General features: G+C 69.8%; 16 protein-coding genes and 1 pseudogene. 12 read left to right on the forward strand and 5 right to left on the reverse strand.

What is annotated here, in order from left to right:
* The 3 genes from ABT186_RS44695 to leuE form a co-directional block, all read left to right on the forward strand.
* Nucleotides 1–291 (forward strand): methylmalonyl-CoA mutase family protein (locus ABT186_RS44695; RefSeq protein WP_351930128.1); only part of this gene is annotated, 291 nt, incomplete at its 5' end.
* Nucleotides 292–390: 99 nt separating this feature from the next.
* On the forward strand, nucleotides 391–963 hold the full coding sequence (locus ABT186_RS44700) for a Uma2 family endonuclease (RefSeq protein WP_351224851.1): 573 nt from the start codon (nucleotides 391–393) through the stop codon (nucleotides 961–963).
* Between the two features lie 60 nt (nucleotides 964–1023).
* Complete coding sequence (gene leuE, locus ABT186_RS44705; RefSeq protein WP_351930130.1) at nucleotides 1024–1680, forward strand: leucine efflux protein LeuE; 657 nt, start codon at nucleotides 1024–1026, stop codon at nucleotides 1678–1680.
* A gap of 4 nt (nucleotides 1681–1684) precedes the next feature.
* On the opposite strand, the gene ABT186_RS44710 is transcribed toward leuE, so the two are convergent.
* Entirely contained in the window at nucleotides 1685–2224 is a 540-nt protein-coding gene (locus ABT186_RS44710) for an FAD-dependent monooxygenase (RefSeq protein ID WP_351930138.1), read from the reverse strand.
* Between the two features lie 17 nt (nucleotides 2225–2241).
* On the opposite strand from ABT186_RS44710, the pseudogene ABT186_RS44715 reads away from it, so the two are divergent.
* Nucleotides 2242–2584 (forward strand): annotated as a pseudogene (locus ABT186_RS44715) (TetR/AcrR family transcriptional regulator C-terminal domain-containing protein); the annotation flags it as partial.
* A 40-nt stretch (nucleotides 2585–2624) separates the two neighbouring features.
* On the opposite strand, the gene ABT186_RS44720 reads toward ABT186_RS44715, so the two are convergent.
* The 4 genes from ABT186_RS44720 to ABT186_RS44735 all read right to left on the reverse strand — a co-directional run bounded on the left by ABT186_RS44720 (nucleotide 2625) and on the right by ABT186_RS44735 (nucleotide 7377).
* Complete coding sequence (locus tag ABT186_RS44720; RefSeq protein WP_351224761.1) at nucleotides 2625–3551, reverse strand: class I SAM-dependent methyltransferase; 927 nt, start codon at nucleotides 3549–3551, stop codon at nucleotides 2625–2627.
* A 131-nt stretch (nucleotides 3552–3682) separates the two neighbouring features.
* Nucleotides 3683–4843: an acyltransferase family protein gene (locus tag ABT186_RS44725; protein ID WP_502973518.1), complete on the reverse strand. Its 1161-nt coding sequence runs from the start codon at nucleotides 4841–4843 to the stop codon at nucleotides 3683–3685.
* Between the two features lie 213 nt (nucleotides 4844–5056).
* Nucleotides 5057–6403, reverse strand: coding sequence for an alpha-2,8-polysialyltransferase family protein (locus ABT186_RS44730; protein WP_351224763.1), 1347 nt, complete (start codon nucleotides 6401–6403; stop codon nucleotides 5057–5059).
* Complete coding sequence (locus tag ABT186_RS44735) at nucleotides 6400–7377, reverse strand: glycosyltransferase family 2 protein (protein WP_351224765.1); 978 nt, start codon at nucleotides 7375–7377, stop codon at nucleotides 6400–6402. The genes ABT186_RS44730 and ABT186_RS44735 overlap by 4 nt, the downstream gene beginning before the upstream one ends.
* Before the next feature lie 198 nt (nucleotides 7378–7575).
* On the opposite strand from ABT186_RS44735, the gene ABT186_RS44740 reads away from it, so the two are divergent.
* From ABT186_RS44740 to pstS, 8 genes are all read left to right on the forward strand, one after another.
* The gene (locus ABT186_RS44740; protein WP_351224767.1) at nucleotides 7576–8949 is read left to right on the forward strand and encodes a DUF6716 putative glycosyltransferase; all 1374 of its coding nucleotides are present in this window, start codon (nucleotides 7576–7578) and stop codon (nucleotides 8947–8949) included.
* 41 nt (nucleotides 8950–8990) lie between these two features.
* Entirely contained in the window at nucleotides 8991–10292 is a 1302-nt protein-coding gene (locus ABT186_RS44745; protein WP_351224769.1) for a cytidylyltransferase domain-containing protein, read from the forward strand.
* A gap of 14 nt (nucleotides 10293–10306) precedes the next feature.
* Nucleotides 10307–11245, forward strand: coding sequence for an N-acetylneuraminate synthase family protein (locus ABT186_RS44750; RefSeq protein WP_351224771.1), 939 nt, complete (start codon nucleotides 10307–10309; stop codon nucleotides 11243–11245).
* Nucleotides 11246–11271: 26 nt separating this feature from the next.
* A complete protein-coding gene (locus tag ABT186_RS44755) occupies nucleotides 11272–12489 on the forward strand; it encodes a hypothetical protein (RefSeq protein WP_351930132.1) in 1218 nt (405 codons plus the stop codon).
* A gap of 233 nt (nucleotides 12490–12722) precedes the next feature.
* Nucleotides 12723–13124 carry a YegP family protein gene (locus ABT186_RS44760; RefSeq protein WP_351224775.1) on the forward strand — a complete coding sequence of 134 codons (402 nt, stop codon included), beginning with the start codon at nucleotides 12723–12725 and terminating at the stop codon, nucleotides 13122–13124.
* A gap of 8 nt (nucleotides 13125–13132) precedes the next feature.
* A complete protein-coding gene (gene pstC / locus ABT186_RS44765; RefSeq protein ID WP_351930134.1) occupies nucleotides 13133–14161 on the forward strand; it encodes a phosphate ABC transporter permease subunit PstC in 1029 nt (342 codons plus the stop codon).
* Nucleotides 14162–14163: 2 nt separating this feature from the next.
* Nucleotides 14164–15411, forward strand: coding sequence for a phosphate ABC transporter permease PstA (pstA, locus tag ABT186_RS44770; RefSeq protein ID WP_351224779.1), 1248 nt, complete (start codon nucleotides 14164–14166; stop codon nucleotides 15409–15411).
* Nucleotides 15412–15493: 82 nt separating this feature from the next.
* On the forward strand, nucleotides 15494–16907 hold a 1414-nt coding region (pstS, locus tag ABT186_RS44775), incomplete at its 3' end, for a phosphate ABC transporter substrate-binding protein PstS (protein WP_351930136.1).

Consider the following 16907-nt stretch of genomic DNA (forward strand, 5'->3'; position numbering starts at 1 on the left):
GTCGTGGTCGGGGTCAACCGCTTCCAGCTGGACGAGGAAGAGCCCTACGAACCGCTGCGCGTCGACCCCGCCATCGAGACCCAGCAGGCCGAACGCCTCGCCAAGCTGCGCGCGGAGCGCGACCAGGTAGCGGTGGACACGGCCCTCGCGGACCTGAAGAAGGCGGCGGAGGGCACGGACAACGTGCTGTACCCGATGAAGGAGGCCTTGCGCGCCCGGGCGACGGTGGGTGAGGTGTGCAATGCGTTGCGGGAGGTTTGGGGGACTTACGTGCCGAGCGACGCGTTCTGACCTGGGTGATTCCTCCGAATGGGTGATCGGGGGCGGAAATCGCCCGTCCCCGGTTACGCTCGTGGAGGGTGTTCCCGGAAGGAGGGTGCCGTGGCTGTGATGCTGCACGAGTCGTCGCTTGCCGATGCTGCCGACCGGCTCTGGGAGGAACTGCCCGGGCACCGGGTGGAGATCCTCAACGGGAGCATTGTCGTGACACCACCGCCGGATGGCCCGCATCAGGAGACGTGCTTCGAAGTCGGCTACGCGTTCAAGCAGGCTGGAGGCTGGGAAGCCGGACTCAAGGCAGTTGCGGGCATCGGCCTCTGGCTTCCCACGGGGCCTGACGATTACGCCGTGCCGGATGTGTCCATCGTGGAGGCCGACTACAAGGACGCGGTGGTCGAGAAGAATTGCTACGCGCCGCACGTCTTCCGATTGGTCCTGGAGGTGACATCCACCAACTGGGCCATCGATCTGCTCATCAAGGCTGAAACCTATGCCAAGGCAGGCGTCAAGTCGTACGTCATCGTGGACCGAAGGCACGACGAAGTTCTGGTTCACACGGAGCCTGAAGACGGCAAGTACCAGACGGTAACGTCCTACAAGCGCGGCACCACAGTCCCGCTGCCCGAATGCGTAGGTGTCGCTCTCGAACTCTCCGTCGACGCCCTCCTCGACGGCGACGACTGACCGTCTCGCCCCCCGAAACCCGGAATCGGAGTGTCGTACCCCCGTGCGACACTCCTTCCCATGTTCGGCGTCATCGATCTCCCCACCTACCTGGCAGGACTCGTCCTCATCGTCCTGCTCCCCGGCCCCAACTCCCTCTACGTCCTCTCCGTCGCCGCCCGGCACGGCGTGCGGACCGGGTACACCGCCGCGGCCGGGGTCTGGTGCGGGGACACGGTGCTGATGACGCTGTCCGCGGCCGGAGTCGCCTCGCTGCTCAAGGCGAACGCCGTGCTGTTCGGGATCGTGAAGTACGCCGGGGCCGGTTATCTGACGTGGCTCGCGTTCGGGATGCTGCGGGCCGCATGGGGGATGTGGCGGACCCGGCGGGAGAGGACCGTGGAGGAGGCGGCCCCGGCCGCCGCCACCGTCGCCGAGGAGCGGCCCTACCGTCGCGCCCTCGTCATCAGTCTGTTCAACCCCAAGGCGATCCTCTTCTTCGTCGCCTTCTTCGTGCAGTTCGTCGACCCGGGGTACGCCTACCCGGCGCTCTCCTTCGTCGTCCTCGGCGCCTTCGCCCAGCTCGCCAGCTTCCTGTACCTCAGCGCCCTGATATTCAGCGGTACGCGCCTGGCAGAGGCCTTCCGCCGGCGCAAGCGGCTGTCGGCGGGAGCCACCTCCGCTGCGGGCGTCCTCTTCCTGGGCTTCGCGGTGAAGCTGTCGCTGGCAAGCGCCTGACGCCTTACGGGGCCACGCAGGCACCGACCCGCCCCGCATACCCGGCGAGCCCCTCCGCCGTCTCGCCCGCCCACCCCACACAGCCGTCCGGGCGGATCAGGAAGATCCCCGTGCCGTACGCCTCGTACGCGGGATCCGGACCGTGGGCAGGGCGAACGGCGGCAACTCCGCGTCCGTGCCGACCGCCGGCAGCATCCGGTGCGGGCCCGGTACGCGTCGAAGAGGCGTACCCCGTCCACCGTGCCGTCCGGGGCACGGTCGCCCGCGCGAACCGGGCCGGGGTTCGTCCGCGTCTCCTCCGTGCGCGACGAGTTCCGGTGGCCGAGCCCGAGCTGCCGGGTCGCCTCACCGCGGCGGGTCTCCCCGCGGTGGACGCTCGTGGACAGGCCGAGCATGTCCGCCGCGATCGGGCGGCGCTCCTCCTCGTATGTGTCGAGGAGTGCCTCCGCAGCTTCGCCCTGCAGCACCGCGCCCGGTTCCAGCCCAGGTTGTACGCGTCCTGGATGCTGGTGTCCGGTCCCTGGCCGCCCGCCGGTGAGTGGATGTGCGTCGCGTCCCCGGCGAGTCTTCAGCGGCTCCCGCTTCACGGGCCTGGACCACGCCGCCGACATGGAGGCAAACCTGCGCACCCTGCTCGACGCCGGTTTCACGCTCTCCCAGGCGGTGCGCGCGGCGTCCACGGCGTACTCGTCCACCTTCGGCTTCGTCACCGAGGAGCAGGGCGTCCAGCCGCTGCCGGACGAGCGCCGCGACGGCTACGACGTCGAGGTACGCGCCCGGCGCATGGCCGACCTCCCACTGGCGGCGGCCACCAGACGAACAGATATTCGAGGGCTACGACGAGGGTTTCGAGGAGGGGCTGCGCCTCGTGATCGCGGGGATCGAGGCGCGGTACCGGAGGTGAGTGCCGCGGCCTCGATCAGCCCTTAAGCCCCTCAGTCGGCTCAGCCCGTACGCCTGCCGCTCCGCGCCCGGCGTATCGCCCGCGTGACCACGGGCGGCAGCAGGTCCACGGCGACACGGCGCGGCATGCTTCCATGCCGGGAGGGCGCGGGCCGGGACGGCGGTTGCACGGCGACGGCGGGCTGCTCGGGTTCTTCCGCCGGCGGTTGGTAGTGCCGCGAGTGCGGAAAGGCCGGTGCCGCCATTCCCTTGCCCTTCAGCCGGATGATCCGGTGGCCCGCCGCGACCTCCACGCTCACCGTGCAGTCCTCGCGTGCCTCCACCATCTCCAGCAGGGCCTCCTGGACGGCCCCGGGGTCGTCCCACGTGCCGTACAGCTTCTGGCTGCTGAGGCAGATGGGGTTCAGGCCGCGGTTGAGCACGGCCTCCCAGGCGGCGATGGAGACGCCCGGTGTGTGCTCCGAGCGGAAGTCGTCGAGGGCGACGATGCCGTTCGGCAGCAGGGCCTCGTGCGCCGCCCCGATGTCGTCGCGTACGTGCTCGTACAGGTGCGAACCGTCCACGTGCACGAACCGGCAGGACCGGGGTGCCACTTCGGCCGGAACCATGGAGCTGGGCCCCTGGATCACCCGCGGCAGCTCGTCGTGGAAGGAGAGGTAGTTGCGCTCGAAGGCCTCCCGCGTCAGGGCGGAGTAGGACTTCGCCGTCTCGGCCTGGTTGGCGTCGTCCGGCGCGTCGCCCTCGAACAGGTCGCAGACCGTGTACGCCTCGCCCTCCTGGAGGTGACGGCCGAGGAAGATGGCCGACTTGCCCATGAAGACCCCGACCTCCAGCAGGTCACCCCGCGTCCCCGCGTTCTCCTGCCGGGTCAGGAACCAGTCGAAGAGCATCTGGTCGAGAGCGGGGAACCAGCCCCGGACGTCGTCGAGTCGCTGGGGCGGTCGGAACGTGTCTGCTATGGCGGTCATGAGGACAGAGCACTCCCTTGTGCGAACGAACCTGTGGAACGAACCTGTGAGGAAACTGTCCAGCACCTGCCCGGAGAGGCCCGCCCAAACGTGCGGCAAGGTGAACGGCAGGCCAACTCGCGTGGTGCCGGTCAGAGCCGTGCGTTGGACAGCGCCGTGCGCAGCTTCGGCGTGAAGCGCTCCTCCACGAACCGGTTCAGCAGCCAGGCCAGCAGCAGCATGGCGGCGACGGTCAGCAGGACGGTGCCGTAGGGCGGGATGCCGAGGCCCCGGTGCAGGACGTAGATGACGACCCAGCCGAGGTGCTCGTGGACCAGGTAGAAGGGGTACGTCAGCGCGCCGGCCACCGTCAGCCAGCGCCAGTTCGCCCAGTTCAGCCAGCCCAGCGCGATCGCGGCGACGGCGACGAAGCCGAGGGTGACGATCAGCATGATCCCCCAGGGGCTGCGGTAGGAGAAGGCGTGCGGGCCGGCCGGGTGCCACAGGCTCTGGACCGCGTAGTGCTGGCCGATCAGCCAGTTCACCGCCACGATGCCCCAGGCGTAGGCGTCGCGCCGGTCGCGGTGGACCAGGTACAGGCCGACGCCGCCGATGAAGAAGTGCGCGTACTCCGGCATCAGCACGATGTCGAGCAGCGGCATCTTGGCGCCGTGCGCGATGACCGCCGCGAGCGTCCAGCCGGCGCAGAACATGATCACGCGCCGCCGGTTCGCGCCCGGCAGCACGATGCACAGGGCGAACAGCGCGTAGAAGCGGACCTCGGCCCACAGCGTCCAGCACACGCCCAGCACCCTGTGCACGCCGAGCGGCATCTGGAACATCGTCAGGTTGACCAGGAATTCGCTCGGCGAGACGGTCTTGTACGCGACCATCGGCAGCGCGAACACCGCCGTGACGAGGATGACGGCCGCCCAGTACGCGGGCAGCAGCCGGGAGGCGCGGGAGGCGAAGAACGAGCGCAGCGGGCGGCCCCAGCCGCTCATGCAGATGACGAAGCCACTGATCACGAAGAACACCTGGACGCCCAGGCACCCGTAGGAGAACAGCGTGTGCATCGTGGGAAAGATGTGCTTGGGATTCTGTCCCCAGGCCCGCGCGACGTCGCCGTCCCGGCCGCCGTAGTGGTACGCCGCCACCATCAGCGCCGCGATCAGCCGCAGCCCGTCCAGGGCGCGCAGCCGGTTCTCCCGGGGCTTGGCGGGCTGCTGCGGGCCGGGCGTGCCGGCAGGCAGGACGGCGCGGACGGTGGTGCCCGTTGAGGTCCCTCGGGTGTCCGCGGGAGTGTCGATCACAGGGTTCCCCTCGATGGGACTCAGCTGGACCACAGCACATTAGTCCGATAGTCGGGGAATCCTGCGCCGTCGAAAAGGGTCTTCGTCAGTGCGTTCACAGGAGTTCATCTGCTTGTGGTTTGCGCGTTCGGGACGGTTCGGGAGGTGGCAAAGGAGCGGGGAAAGGCAGCGGGGCCGGCTCGTGGTGACGCGGCCCCGCTCCTTCGGTTTCCGTCAGTTCGTGCCTTCGCGGGTCATCGCCCGCTTGAGCAGGCGCGCCCGCTTGGCCATGCGCCGTACGGTCGCGTTGCGCGGGATGAAGGCGAGCTGCGCCGGGACCGCGCCCGGCAGCGCCAGCGAGGTGAGGCGCCTGCGCTTGAAGTAGCGCCAGGTGTGCGGGTTCAGGTGCTTCGACAGGTACTGCTCGGCGGCCGGGCGCAGATCCGGGTAGATCTTCGGCTGCATCGCGAAGCCCACGGCCCGTACGAGTTCGTTGAGGGCCTGAACGTCCATGCTCCGGCGCTGGTCGGCGACCGCCTTGCGGGCCGTCAGCTCGGGCAGCAGCGCGTCGACGATCGTGACCGGGACGCGGTTGCTGTTCTCGTACGGCGCCAGACGCTCCAGGAGGGCCTCGGTGCCGATACGGGCGACCGGCAGGCCGTAGAGCGCGGAGGCCGTGAGCAGGGCGGTGGAGAAGCAGCCCACGACCAGCGCCGGACGCATGCGCTGGTAGAGGACCTCGGCGAGGACCGGAGTGTCGAGCACGGTCAGGTCGACGCCCAGCCTCTCGGCCTCGTTCTCCAGGGCGCGCGACCAGCGGGCCGGCGCCGAGGGGTGCGGCTTGAACACCACGCTCCGGTGGCCGAGCTCGACGGCGCCCTTCAGCATCCGTACGTGGAGGTCCTCCTCCTGCTCGGCGGTGAGGATTTCGAGCGCGGAGAGGTACTGGCCGAGCAGCAGCGCCGGGGACTCGAGGGCCGGCAGCGCTTCACCGGTGTCCTCCAGTTCGGCGAGGACCTTGCAGAACGCGTCCGTCGGCACGATCTCCGGCTCGACCCCGAACTCGGTGAGCAGCAGCGGTGTGAGACCCGGCACCAGGTCCAGGTGGAGCAGCCGGTCCACCCGGGTGCCGACCAGCGGGTCGATCTTGTTGCGGGTGGGGCCGTAGCTCATCAGGCCGTCCGCGTACACGGTGACGGGCGCGCCGGTGAAGATCTGCGAGAAGCCGAGCGCCGGGTTGACCTGGATCGACTCGACGACCAGTTCGATGTCGTCGTCGCCGAGGTTCCACAGGAGCCTGAGGTGCCGCTCCCACAGCGGTACGTCGTCCAGGCGCGGGGCCCAGCCGCCGGGGTGGAAGGGGGAGATGGTCTCGTTCCAGGAGATCACCTCGTCGAAGCGGCTGCGCAGGTGCTCGAAGCCGGGCGCCTCGTCGAGGCCGGGTGTCGTCTCGGGCGTCGCCGCGTTGTTGGAGACGAGCAGGATGCGCCGGTCGGAGGGTGCGAAGCACTCGCTGTCCAGTGCCGCGGCCAGGGTCGCCGTGCCGTACAGCGTCGACGCCATGAAGATCTGCGTCGTCACGCGGCCACCCCCGCGGAAGCGGGACGGCGGCGCAGTCGGCGCAGGCGAGAGGCTCGCTCGAAGTCCATGGAGTCGAGGGCGTCTTCGAGCACGTCCTGCGGCATGCGCCGCAGCGCGACAGCACTCATCGACTTCAGTTTCCGTGCCACCGCGGGCTCGAACCTTTCGATGGATCCCAGATGATGAGAAATGATTGCGCAATATGTGCGAACGGCCTTGGGGAGGAGTTTATCCGCGTCCTGGTCCCCGGCGGTTTCGGCCACTACCTGGTCGAACGCACGAATGAAGTCCAGTTGCCGTACATCGCCGATCTGGGTGAGCGAGGAGGCGACTCCGCGCCGGTAGTAGACGCCCAGCAGTCCCACCGCGGCGAAGGATTCCGCCTCCCGGTGCAGCTTCCAGATCCACGGACGGTCCTCGGCCGTGCGCAGTCCGTGGGTGAAGTGCAGCAGTCCACGGTCGACCAGCCGGCGGTGGTAGACGCCCGCCCACGCGTACGCGTAGTCGACGGAGGTGGAGCGGTCGGCGGGCAGGATCGCGTCGCGCGGCTTCATCACCACACCGCGCCGACCGTGCGGCACCCGGAAGATGGCGCGGGCCCGCCCGGTGCACTGGACATGATCGGTGCGGACGAAATCGCACCCCAACTCCTCAATGGCAGAGACGAGTTGGGGATAGTAACCGGGGGCGAGCCAGTCGTCCCCGTCGAGGAACGTGAGGTACTCGCCGCGCGCCTTGTCGATTCCGGTGTTACGCGCGGTCGCCAGTCCTCCGTTCTGTTCGTGCCGGACATACACCGCGCCTGGCAGCTCGCGCTCCGCGCGCGCGAGGATGTCCGGGGTCTCGTCGCGCGAGCAGTCGTCGACGAGAATGAATTCGAAGTCCTCACGCGCGTTCGCACGCAGGCTCTTCAGGGTGTCGGGCGCGTATTGCTGCACGTTGTAGAACGGCACGATGACGGAGAGCTTGACCACGCCTGTGACGTTAGGCGGCGGCCCGGCATTCGTCTTGACCGTCGGCTTGATGTCAGGTGAACGACGCGTGGCGGAATAGTGAACCCAGCTGTTTCATGGGCGTTTCACGGCCTGATTCGCCATTCGGTGAAGTGCTGTTAACCCTTTGTTGTATTCCGGTTGGGCTGGGCATCGGAATCGCTTCCTAGCGTCTTCGGCGTGCCTGCAAGTACCGCGAAGTCCCTTCGGGTCGCCGTCCTAGCCGATTCCGACACCCGGTGGAAATGGGGTGCGCTCACCGCCAACCGCATTTCGCCGACGGAATTCACAGAGTCCAACGAACCGGCAGAAACCTCCGATAAAACAGCCGATCCGGACATTCGGCTCGACGGCTTCCTGTTGCGGGGCCGTGCCACCCCCACCGCCCGCCAGCTCAAAGAGGTCGGCGTCCGCGCGGACTCCCTCCGCGAGGTCACCGCCGTCGAATTCCTGCGCGAGATGACGAAGGAGACGTACGACATCGTCGTGCTCGCCCTTGTCGGCGGCGGCGTCCAGGCGATGCTGCACGGCCTCGCCCACGCCTGGCAGGGACGCACGAAGCGGCCCGTCGTCGTCACCGGCTATGTCGGCGTCGTCTACGAGAAGCTCGCCGACGGCCTGCTGCTGCGGCACGGCGCGGACCTGGTCCTCGCCAATTCCCGCCAGGACGCGGACCGTTTCCGGGCCGTGTACGAAGGGGTGGGCGCCGACGCCTCGTCGGTGACCGAGGTGGCGCTGCCCTTCCTCGGCGGTGCCCCCTACGAGAAGAAGGACCCCTACACGGTCGTCTTCGCCGCGCAGCCCTCCGTGCCCGAGAACCGCAAGGACCGTACTTACCTCCTGGACCGGCTGGTCCAGCACGCGCGCCGGCACCCCGAGCGCGAGGTCCTGCTCAAGCTCCGCTCCAAGCCGGGCGAACACACCACCCACATCGAGGAAGTGCCGTACCAGAAGCTGGCCCAGCGGCACGATCTGCCGGCCAACTTCCGCCTGGTGTACGGGAACATGGGCGAGGTCCTCGACCACACCGACCTGCTGGTCACCGTCAGTTCGACGGCCGCCCTGGAGTCGCTGCACCGCCGTATCCCCACCGTCGTCCTGACCGACCTCGGGGTGCGCGAGGCGCTCGGCAACCACCACTTCGTGGGCTCCGGCTGCCTCGCCTCCTGGGACCAGCTCGACGCCGGACACGAACCCTCGCCGCACCCGGAGTGGGTGTCCCGGCAGGGCGTCGCTGCTGGGGGTACCCCCTCCGGGGGAGGGTCGTACGCCACCGCCTTCGACGAGGCGCGCCGGCGCATCACCGAGCTGCTCGCGGCCGGTGAACTCGCGCCGCTGAAGCCCTACTACACCCCCGTCACCGCGCCCGGCTACCTGCCCGGCGTCCTCGCCCGCCACCACCTCGCCCCGGACGGCAGCCCGCTGCCCGGCGCGCCCGCCGCCGACAAGGCACCCGGCCCTGTGCGCCAGATCGTCCGCCGTGCGGCCCGCGGCGCCTACCGCCACGGAGTGCAGCGCGTGGCGCCCGTGATCCGGCGGATGGGGGAGCTGTGAGCGAGCGGACCCCACGCCAAGCACCTCAAGGAGGACAGCCCATGTCCAACACGGAAGCGGGAGAGCCGGCGCCGGTGCGCCGTGTGCTCGCGGTGATCCCCGCGCGCGGCGGCTCCAAGGGCGTGCCCGCGAAGAACCTCGCCCCGGTCGGCGGGGTGCCGCTGGTGGCCCGCGCGGTGCGCGAGTGCCGGGCCGCCCGGCTCGTCACCGACGTCGTCGTCTCCACCGACGACCAGGCGATCGCCGCCGCGGCCCGTGAGGCCGGTGCGGAGATCGTGCTGCGCCCCGCCGCCATCGCCGGGGACACCGCCACCTCCGAGGCCGCGGTCCTGCACGCCATGGACGCCCATGAGGCGCTGCACGGCTCGCCGGTGGACGTGGTCCTGCTGGTCCAGTGCACCAGCCCTTTCATCGTCCGTGAGGACATCGACGGGGTGGCCGCCGCGGTCGTCGAGAACGGCGCGGACACGGCGCTGACCGTCGCTCCCTTCCACGGCTTCATCTGGCGCGACGCGGCCGACGAGGCCGCGCCGGTCATCGGGTCGCAGCGCACCGGCGAGGTCGGAGGCGGCACCGCGGTCGCCAACTCCACGGCCACGGACGGCGGGTACGGCGTCAACCACGACAAGTCGTTCCGCCCGCGCCGCCAGGACCGCCCCCAGGACCTTCTGGAGACCGGTGCCGCGTACGCGATGGACGCGGACGGTCTGCGCGAGCACCGGCACCGTTTCTTCGGCCGCACCGAACTCGTGCGCACCGACCCGGCCCGTGTGCTGGAGATCGACGACCCGCACGACCTCGCCCGCGCCCGGGCCCTCGCGCCGCTGTTCGACGCGGACAGGCCCGGCGCGCTCCCGACCGCTGCCGACATCGACGCGGTCGTACTCGACTTCGACGGCACCCAGACCGACGACAGGGTGCTGATCGACTCCGACGGACGCGAGTTCGTCTCCGTGCACCGCGGGGACGGCCTCGGTATCGCGGCCCTGCGAAAGAGCGGGCTCACGATGCTGATCCTGTCCACGGAGCAGAACCCGGTCGTCGCCGCCAGAGCCCGGAAGCTGCAGATCCCGGTCCTGCACGGCATCGACCGGAAGGACCTCGCACTGAAGCAGTGGTGCGAGGAGCAGGGCATCGCGCCTGAGCGCGTGCTCTACGTCGGCAACGACGTCAACGACCTCCCGTGCTTCGGCCTCGTCGGCTGGCCCGTGGCGGTCGCGAGCGCCCACGACGTCGTGCGCGGCGCCGCACGCGCGGTCACCACCGTCCCCGGCGGCGACGGCGCGATCCGAGAGATCGCCAGCTGGATCCTCGGCCCCTCTCTCGACTCCCTCGACAAGTAAGGAATTTCCTTCCCATGAGCACCAACTCCCGTCTGCGTCAGTTCGGTTCGCGTACCGCCGGTCCGGGTCAGCCCGTCTACATCTGCGGTGAGATCGGCATCAACCACAACGGTGAGCTGGAGAACGCCTTCAAGCTGATCGACGTGGCCGCCGAGGCCGGCTGCGACGCCGTGAAGTTCCAGAAGCGCACCCCCGAGATCTGCACCCCGCGCGACCAGTGGGACATCGAGCGCGACACCCCCTGGGGCCGGATGACCTACATCGACTACCGCCACCGCGTGGAGTTCGGTGAGGACGAGTACCGTCAGATCGACGAGTACTGCAAGGAGAAGGGCATCGCCTGGTTCGCGTCCCCGTGGGACACCGAGGCGGTCGCCTTCCTGGAGAAGTTCGACGTCCCGGCGCACAAGGTCGCGTCCGCTTCCCTGACCGACGACGAGCTGCTGAAGGCCCTGCGCGAGACGGGCCGCACGGTCATCCTGTCCACCGGCATGTCGACCCCGAAGCAGATCCGCCACGCGGTCGAGGTCCTCGGCTCGGACAACATCCTCCTGTGCCACGCCACGTCGACGTACCCGGCGAAGGCGGAGGAGCTGAACCTGCGCGTCATCAACACGCTGGAGAAGGAGTACCCGAACGTCCCGATCGGCTACTCCGGCCACGAGACCGGCCTGCAGACCACGCTGGCGGCGGTCGCCCTCGGCGCCACCTTCGTCGAGCGCCACATCACGCTCGACCGCGCCATGTGGGGCTCCGACCAGGCCGCGTCGGTGGAGCCGGGGGGCCTGCAGCGCCTGGTCCGCGACATCCGCACCATCGAGGCGTCGCTGGGCGACGGCGTGAAGAAGGTCTACGACTCCGAGCTCGGCCCGATGAAGAAGCTGCGCCGCGTCGCGGGTGTGGTCGCCGAGGCGGAGATCGCCGCGGCCGCCGGCGAGCCGGTGTCGGTCTGAGCACCTTACGGGACGGTCGTACGCCGATGAGCCCCCGTGCCGGATCCGCCGGCCACCCCACGCTCGCCTTCGTCGAGAGCCCGGTACAGCTCCTGAACGTGCTGGAGTGGGCGTACGCGCACGCGGTCGGCACGACGGGGAGCGGTGCGCCCGGGCCCGGCGCGGGGATCCCCGCGCCGCGTGACCGGCGGTCCGGCGCGGGGCGTGCGGCGGCGGTCGATGCGGGGGCCGCGGGCCCCCAGGCGGGGGAGGGGCTCACCCTCGTGGTGCTCTCGCCCACCGACCCCATGACGCGCGGCCAGTTGCGCCGTATGGCGGAACTGGCCCTCGACGAGGGCCACGAGGTCCGCTGGGAGGAGGCGCGGGGCGGTGCCCTGGCGCCGTTCCGCACGATCGGCGGCCTCACCCCGCTGCTGCGCCGGGCGCGCAGGGTGGTGATGGGAGACCCTTTCTCCCGCTACGTCCAGCTGCTGCTCACCATCACCCGGGCCCGTGAGCTGGTGGTGGTGGACGACGGCACGGCGACGATGGAGTTCGTCGCCCAGCTCGCCCGCGGCGAACGCCTGGTGCGCTGGCACCGCAAGGGCGGTCGCCGGGGCGCCCGTGACCTCCTCTTCGCCCCGGTGTCGTCGGCGGCGCGCCGCCGGCTGATGCCGAGTGCGCGGCGCACGGTGGAGGTCTTCTCGTCGATGCCGATCGACGAGACCCCGGCCGGGGTCACGGTCACCGCGAACGGCTTCGCCTGGACCCGCTCCCGTTTCGGCCCGCCGCGCCTGACGAAGGGCGCGGACCTGGTGGGCACCTCCCTCGTCGAGACGGGCGTCGTGGACGGCGAGCGCTACCTGGAGGCGGTGCGGGCCCTCGCGAAGGCGCACGGCGCGCGGCGCTACTTCGCCCATCGCCGGGAAAGTCCGGAGAAGCTCCGCCACTTGGCGGTCGAGACGGGTCTGGAGGTGGTCCGCCCGGACCTCCCGCTGGAACTGATCGCCCGCCGCGGCCCCATCGGCCGTACGATCCTCAGCTTCCCGTCCACGGTCGTCCACACCCTGCCGCTCGCCCTGGTCGGCACGGAGGTCCGCGTCGCGGTGTGCGACATCGACCCGGAGTGGCTGACGGACCACGCCTCCCCGCGGGCACAGGGCTTCCTGTCGGGGGTCACGGGGACGGCCCGGGACGTGGACCGGCTGCCGTCGGCGGTGCCCGGACAGGGCGTGGCGGCGGAACAGGACATGACGGCGGGATAGACACCGTTCCCGTCCCGCACGTGCTCAACCTCTCCACAACTCCCCCGGACCCTCGAACCCTTTCGTTCATCTCTCCTGCGTTCGGCCTTTACTCAACTTTGGCCACAGCTCGTACATAGCTCGGCGACTCTCAGTTCGCTTTGAGTGGGCGATTCTCCGCCGGTGGCGAAAAACGGCCCATGGAGACAAGGGGAGAGGGGGTGGTTCCTGTGGTTCCGTCTCGGTTCTTGTACGTGGTGCGCGGGACGCAGCGAAGACCCGGGGAGAGCGAAGAGCAGGTCGGCTGGCGGCTCATCGGATCCAACCACCGTGAACTTGGGCGCAGCGCCGAGTTGTTCACCGGATTCGCGGAATGCCGGGCCGCAGTGCTGCGGCTGAGGGAGCGGATCGCGGACGCCAAGGTTCTGCTGACCACGTCGGAGGGGGCGGGCGGCTGGAGCTGGCGCCTGGAGATCGACGGCCGGGCGGTCGCGGTCGCGGGGCGGCTGTATCAGCGTCAGCGGGACTGCCAGTACAACCTCGCTCAGTTCCTGAACGCGGCCCCGGTGGCCGAGCTGACAGAGCCGACACTGCACTCCCGTTCCGGTGATGACCGCGGCGGTGTCCATGACCGGGCCCGGACAGGTGCGAGATGAGCGCTGTCATGCCCAGACTCGGGCAACCGTCCGAACCCGGCCCGGATCCCGAGGGCGTGGACGAGGCGAGGCGTGCGCCGCGCGGCAAGCCCGAACCGGTGGACCGCCTCTTCCGCGGGACACTGCGCGGCAGCGGCGCCCTCGTACTGGCGATCATGCTGCTGGTGGGTGTTTTCCTCACGTACCGCGCCGCCCAGGCGCTGGGCGTCGCCAAGGGCTCGTTCCTCAGCACCTCTGCATGGGAGCCGGACTCCCACCACTTCGGCATCGCCGCCGTCCTCACCGGCACGGTGCTCATCGGCCTGACGGCGATCGTCATCGCCTTTCCGCTGGCGCTGGGTACCGCGCTCTACATCTCGGAGTACGCGCCGCGGAAGCTGAAGCGGACCCTGGTCAGCCTGGTGGACCTGATGGCCGCGGTGCCGAGCGTGGTGTACGGACTGTGGGGCGCCTTCCTCCTGCAGGGGAAGGTGGTCGGGCTCTCCCGCTGGATCTCCACGTACTTCTCCTGGATCCCGATCTTCAAGGTCGACGGGGCCGACCCGGGTGACCCGCTGCAGGCGACGACGGTCTACACCTCCTCGACCTTCATCGCGGGAATCGTCGTGGCGCTCATGGTCACCCCGATCACCTGCTCGGTGATGCGGGAGACCTTCTCGCAGGCGCCGGCCGGAGAGCGCGAGGGCGCCCTGGCGCTGGGCGCGACCCGGTGGGGAATGATCCGCGCGGTCGTCCTGCCGTACGGCCGGGGCGGCATGATCGGCGGCACCATGCTGGGCCTCGGCCGGGCCCTGGGCGAGACCATCGCCGTCTACATGATCATCTCTCCCGTCTTCGCCGTGCAGCCGCACATCCTGGAGAACGGCGCCAACTCCGTCTCCGCGCTGATCGCGCTGCGCTACGGCTCCGCGAGCAACTTCGGCATGTCGGCCCTGATGGCCGCGGGGCTCGCGCTCTTCCTCATGACCCTCGTCGTGAACTTCATCGCGTCCTCGATCGCGGCCCGCAGCCGCTCGGGCGCCGGAACGGAGGCCTGAGCATGACCACCGACCTCCTCGAAGAGCCGACCGAGCGGACGGTGCGGCCGACCGCCGACGACCATGACGACGCGCCCGAGGTCCGCCGGAACACCTCGTCCGTCCACGCCTCGGACCTGCTCGCCCTCGGGGGCGCGGCGGTGGGCTCGCTCTCGCTGACCGCGCTGCTGTTCGTCTGGATCGCCCCCTTCGACTCGGTCCTGGGCTTTGCGGTTGTCGCGTACCTGCTCTTCCTCGGGCTGTACGCCGTGCTCGTGTCCTTCGACGAGAGCAGCGTGGCGGTGCGCGACAAGATCGCCGCCGTCGTGTGGCAGAGCCTGGCCCTGCTCCTGCTGAGCGCGTTGGTCCTGGTGGTGACGTACACACTGTGGCGTGGCAAGTCCGCCCTGGTGCACCTCAACTTCTTCACCGAGGACATGTCGAGCACCGGACCGCTCCAGCCGCTCAGCGACGGCGGTGTGGTGCACGCGATCGTCGGCACCCTGGAGCAGATCACCATCTCGCTGGTCATCACCGTTCCGCTCGGGCTTGCCTGTGCGGTGTTCCTCAACGAGGTGCCGGGCCGCTACGGGCGTTTCGTGCGGACCATCGTCGAGGCGATGACGGCGCTGCCGTCGATCGTGGCCGGTCTGTTCATCTACGCCACCGTGATCCTCATCCTCGGCGTCGACAAGTCCGGGTTCGCCGCCGCGCTGGCGCTCAGCGTGATGATGCTGCCCATCATCATCCGCGCCGCCGACGTGGTCATCCGGCTGGTGCCGGGCTCGCTGCGCGAGGCCTCGTACGCCCTGGGCGCGAGCCGGTGGCGGACGGTGTGGACGGTGATACTGCCCACCGCGCGCTCCGGCCTGACCACCGCGGTGATCCTGGGCACCGCCCGCGGTATCGGCGAGACCTCGCCCGTGCTGCTCACCTCCGGGGTCAACGCCGGAATGAACGCCGACCCGCTCAACGGTCCGCAGATCTCGCTGCCGCTGGCCACCTTCGATCTGGTGCGCTCGCCCCAACCCACCTTCATCGCCCGGGGATTCGGCTCCGCCGCCCTGCTGATGGCCCTCGTCCTGCTGCTGTTCGTGCTGGCCCGGGTGATCGGCGGACGCGGACCCGGCGAGCTGACCCGCAATCAGCGGCACCGGCGCGTGCTGGCCTCGCGGCGCGACGCCGAACGCATGGGCAGGCGCGACCGGCTCAGGGCCCGGCCCTCGCAGATCGCCTCAGGCCCACTCACCGAGCAGCCACTCGCCGAGTAGTCCCGCGCCCGGCGACATCGCCGGGCCACGCCCTTCCCACCTCCGGCCCGCACCCACCACACCCGACCAGGAGTCATCAGCCATGCCCGGATCCCCTCCGGCACCCCTCGCAACGAACCGCCTGCGACGCCAGAGAGTCGTCACCGCACTCGTCCTTCTGGCCGCCCTCCTGTTCGGTGCCGCGCCCGCCCACGGCGCCAGCTATGTCCCCATCTCGGGTGCCGGGTCCACCTGGAGCCAGAACGCGCTCGACCAGTGGCGGGCCAACGTCAAGCAGTACGGCATGACCGTGAACTACAACGGCACGGGTTCCTCCGACGGCCGCAACCAGTTCCGCAACGGCACCGTGGACTACGCCGTCTCCGAAATCCCCTACGGCGTCAAGGACTCGGGCGTCGTCGACTCCCCGCCGTCCCGCAAGTACGCGTACATGCCGATCGTGGCCGGTGGTACGTCGTTCATGTACAACCTCACCATCGGCAACAGGCGGGTGACCAACCTGCGGCTGTCCGGCGAGGTCATCGCCAAGATGTTCACCGGGCAGATCAAGACCTGGAACGACCCCGCCATCAAGGCCGACAACCCCGCGATCGCCTCCGCGCTGCCCGCCCGCCGGGTCGTCCCCGTGGTGCGCTCCGACGGCTCCGGCACCACGGCGCAGTTCAGCACCTGGATGAGCAAGCAGTATCCGGGGCTGTGGGACGACTACTGCCGTCGCGCGGGCCGCAGCACCCCCTGCGGGACGACCTCGAACTACCCGGTCGTGCCGGGCAGCGGTTTCGTCGGCCAGTCGGGCTCGAACGGTGTCTCCGGCTATGTGGCGCAGGCCGGCAACGTGGGCACCATCACCTACGTCGAGTACTCGTACGCGGTGTACACGACCGGTTTCCCGGTCGCCAAGGTGCTCAACAAGGCCGGGTACTACGTCGAGCCCACCGCGAAGAACGTGGCGGTGTCGCTGCTGAAGGCGCGGATCAACGAGAACAGCTCCTCGTCCGACTACCTGACGCAGATCCTCGACGACGTCTACAACGACAGCGACCCGCGCGCCTATCCGCTCTCCAGCTACAGCTACATGATCATCCCGACCAAGCTGGAGTCGAACTTCAACGACCAGAAGGGCAAGACCCTCGGGGCCTTCGCGTACTACTTCCTCTGCGAGGGACAGCAGCACGTGGACAACCTCGGCTACTCGCCGCTGCCCATCAACCTCGTGCAGGCGGGTCTGAACCAGGTCCGCAGGATTCCCGGCGTCGACGTCCAGAGCATCGACATCAAGAACTGCCACAACCCCACCTTCTCCTCCGACGGCTCCAACACCCTGGCCAAGACGGCCCCTTACCCGCCCGCCTGCGACAAGCTGGGCGCGAGCCAGTGCGCGACCGGCACGGGCGGGGCCAAGACCCCGACCAACGTCGGCGGCGGTGCGGGCGGCGCGGGCTCCTCCGGCGGCGCGGGCGGCTCCGGTTCCTCCGGCGGTCCGGGGGGCTCGGGCG

Source organism: Streptomyces sp. NPDC001634, assembly GCF_040298185.1.
Lineage (GTDB): Bacteria > Actinomycetota > Actinomycetes > Streptomycetales > Streptomycetaceae > Streptomyces.

What these genes read in the sequence shown, in the direction of transcription:
- ABT186_RS44700 (WP_351224851.1), top strand. Translation starts at nt 391, where the DNA reads ATGCTGCACGAGTCGTCGCTTGCCGATGCTGCCGACCGGCTCTGGGAG.
- leuE (WP_351930130.1), top strand. Translation starts at nt 1,024, where the DNA reads ATGTTCGGCGTCATCGATCTCCCCACCTACCTGGCAGGACTCGTCCTC.
- ABT186_RS44720 (WP_351224761.1), bottom strand. Translation starts at nt 3,551, where the DNA reads ATGACCGCCATAGCAGACACGTTCCGACCGCCCCAGCGACTCGACGAC.
- ABT186_RS44745 (WP_351224769.1), top strand. Translation starts at nt 8,991, where the DNA reads ATGTCCAACACGGAAGCGGGAGAGCCGGCGCCGGTGCGCCGTGTGCTC.
- ABT186_RS44750 (WP_351224771.1), top strand. Translation starts at nt 10,307, where the DNA reads ATGAGCACCAACTCCCGTCTGCGTCAGTTCGGTTCGCGTACCGCCGGT.
- ABT186_RS44755 (WP_351930132.1), top strand. Translation starts at nt 11,272, where the DNA reads ATGAGCCCCCGTGCCGGATCCGCCGGCCACCCCACGCTCGCCTTCGTC.
- pstC (WP_351930134.1), top strand. Translation starts at nt 13,133, where the DNA reads ATGCCCAGACTCGGGCAACCGTCCGAACCCGGCCCGGATCCCGAGGGC.
- pstA (WP_351224779.1), top strand. Translation starts at nt 14,164, where the DNA reads ATGACCACCGACCTCCTCGAAGAGCCGACCGAGCGGACGGTGCGGCCG.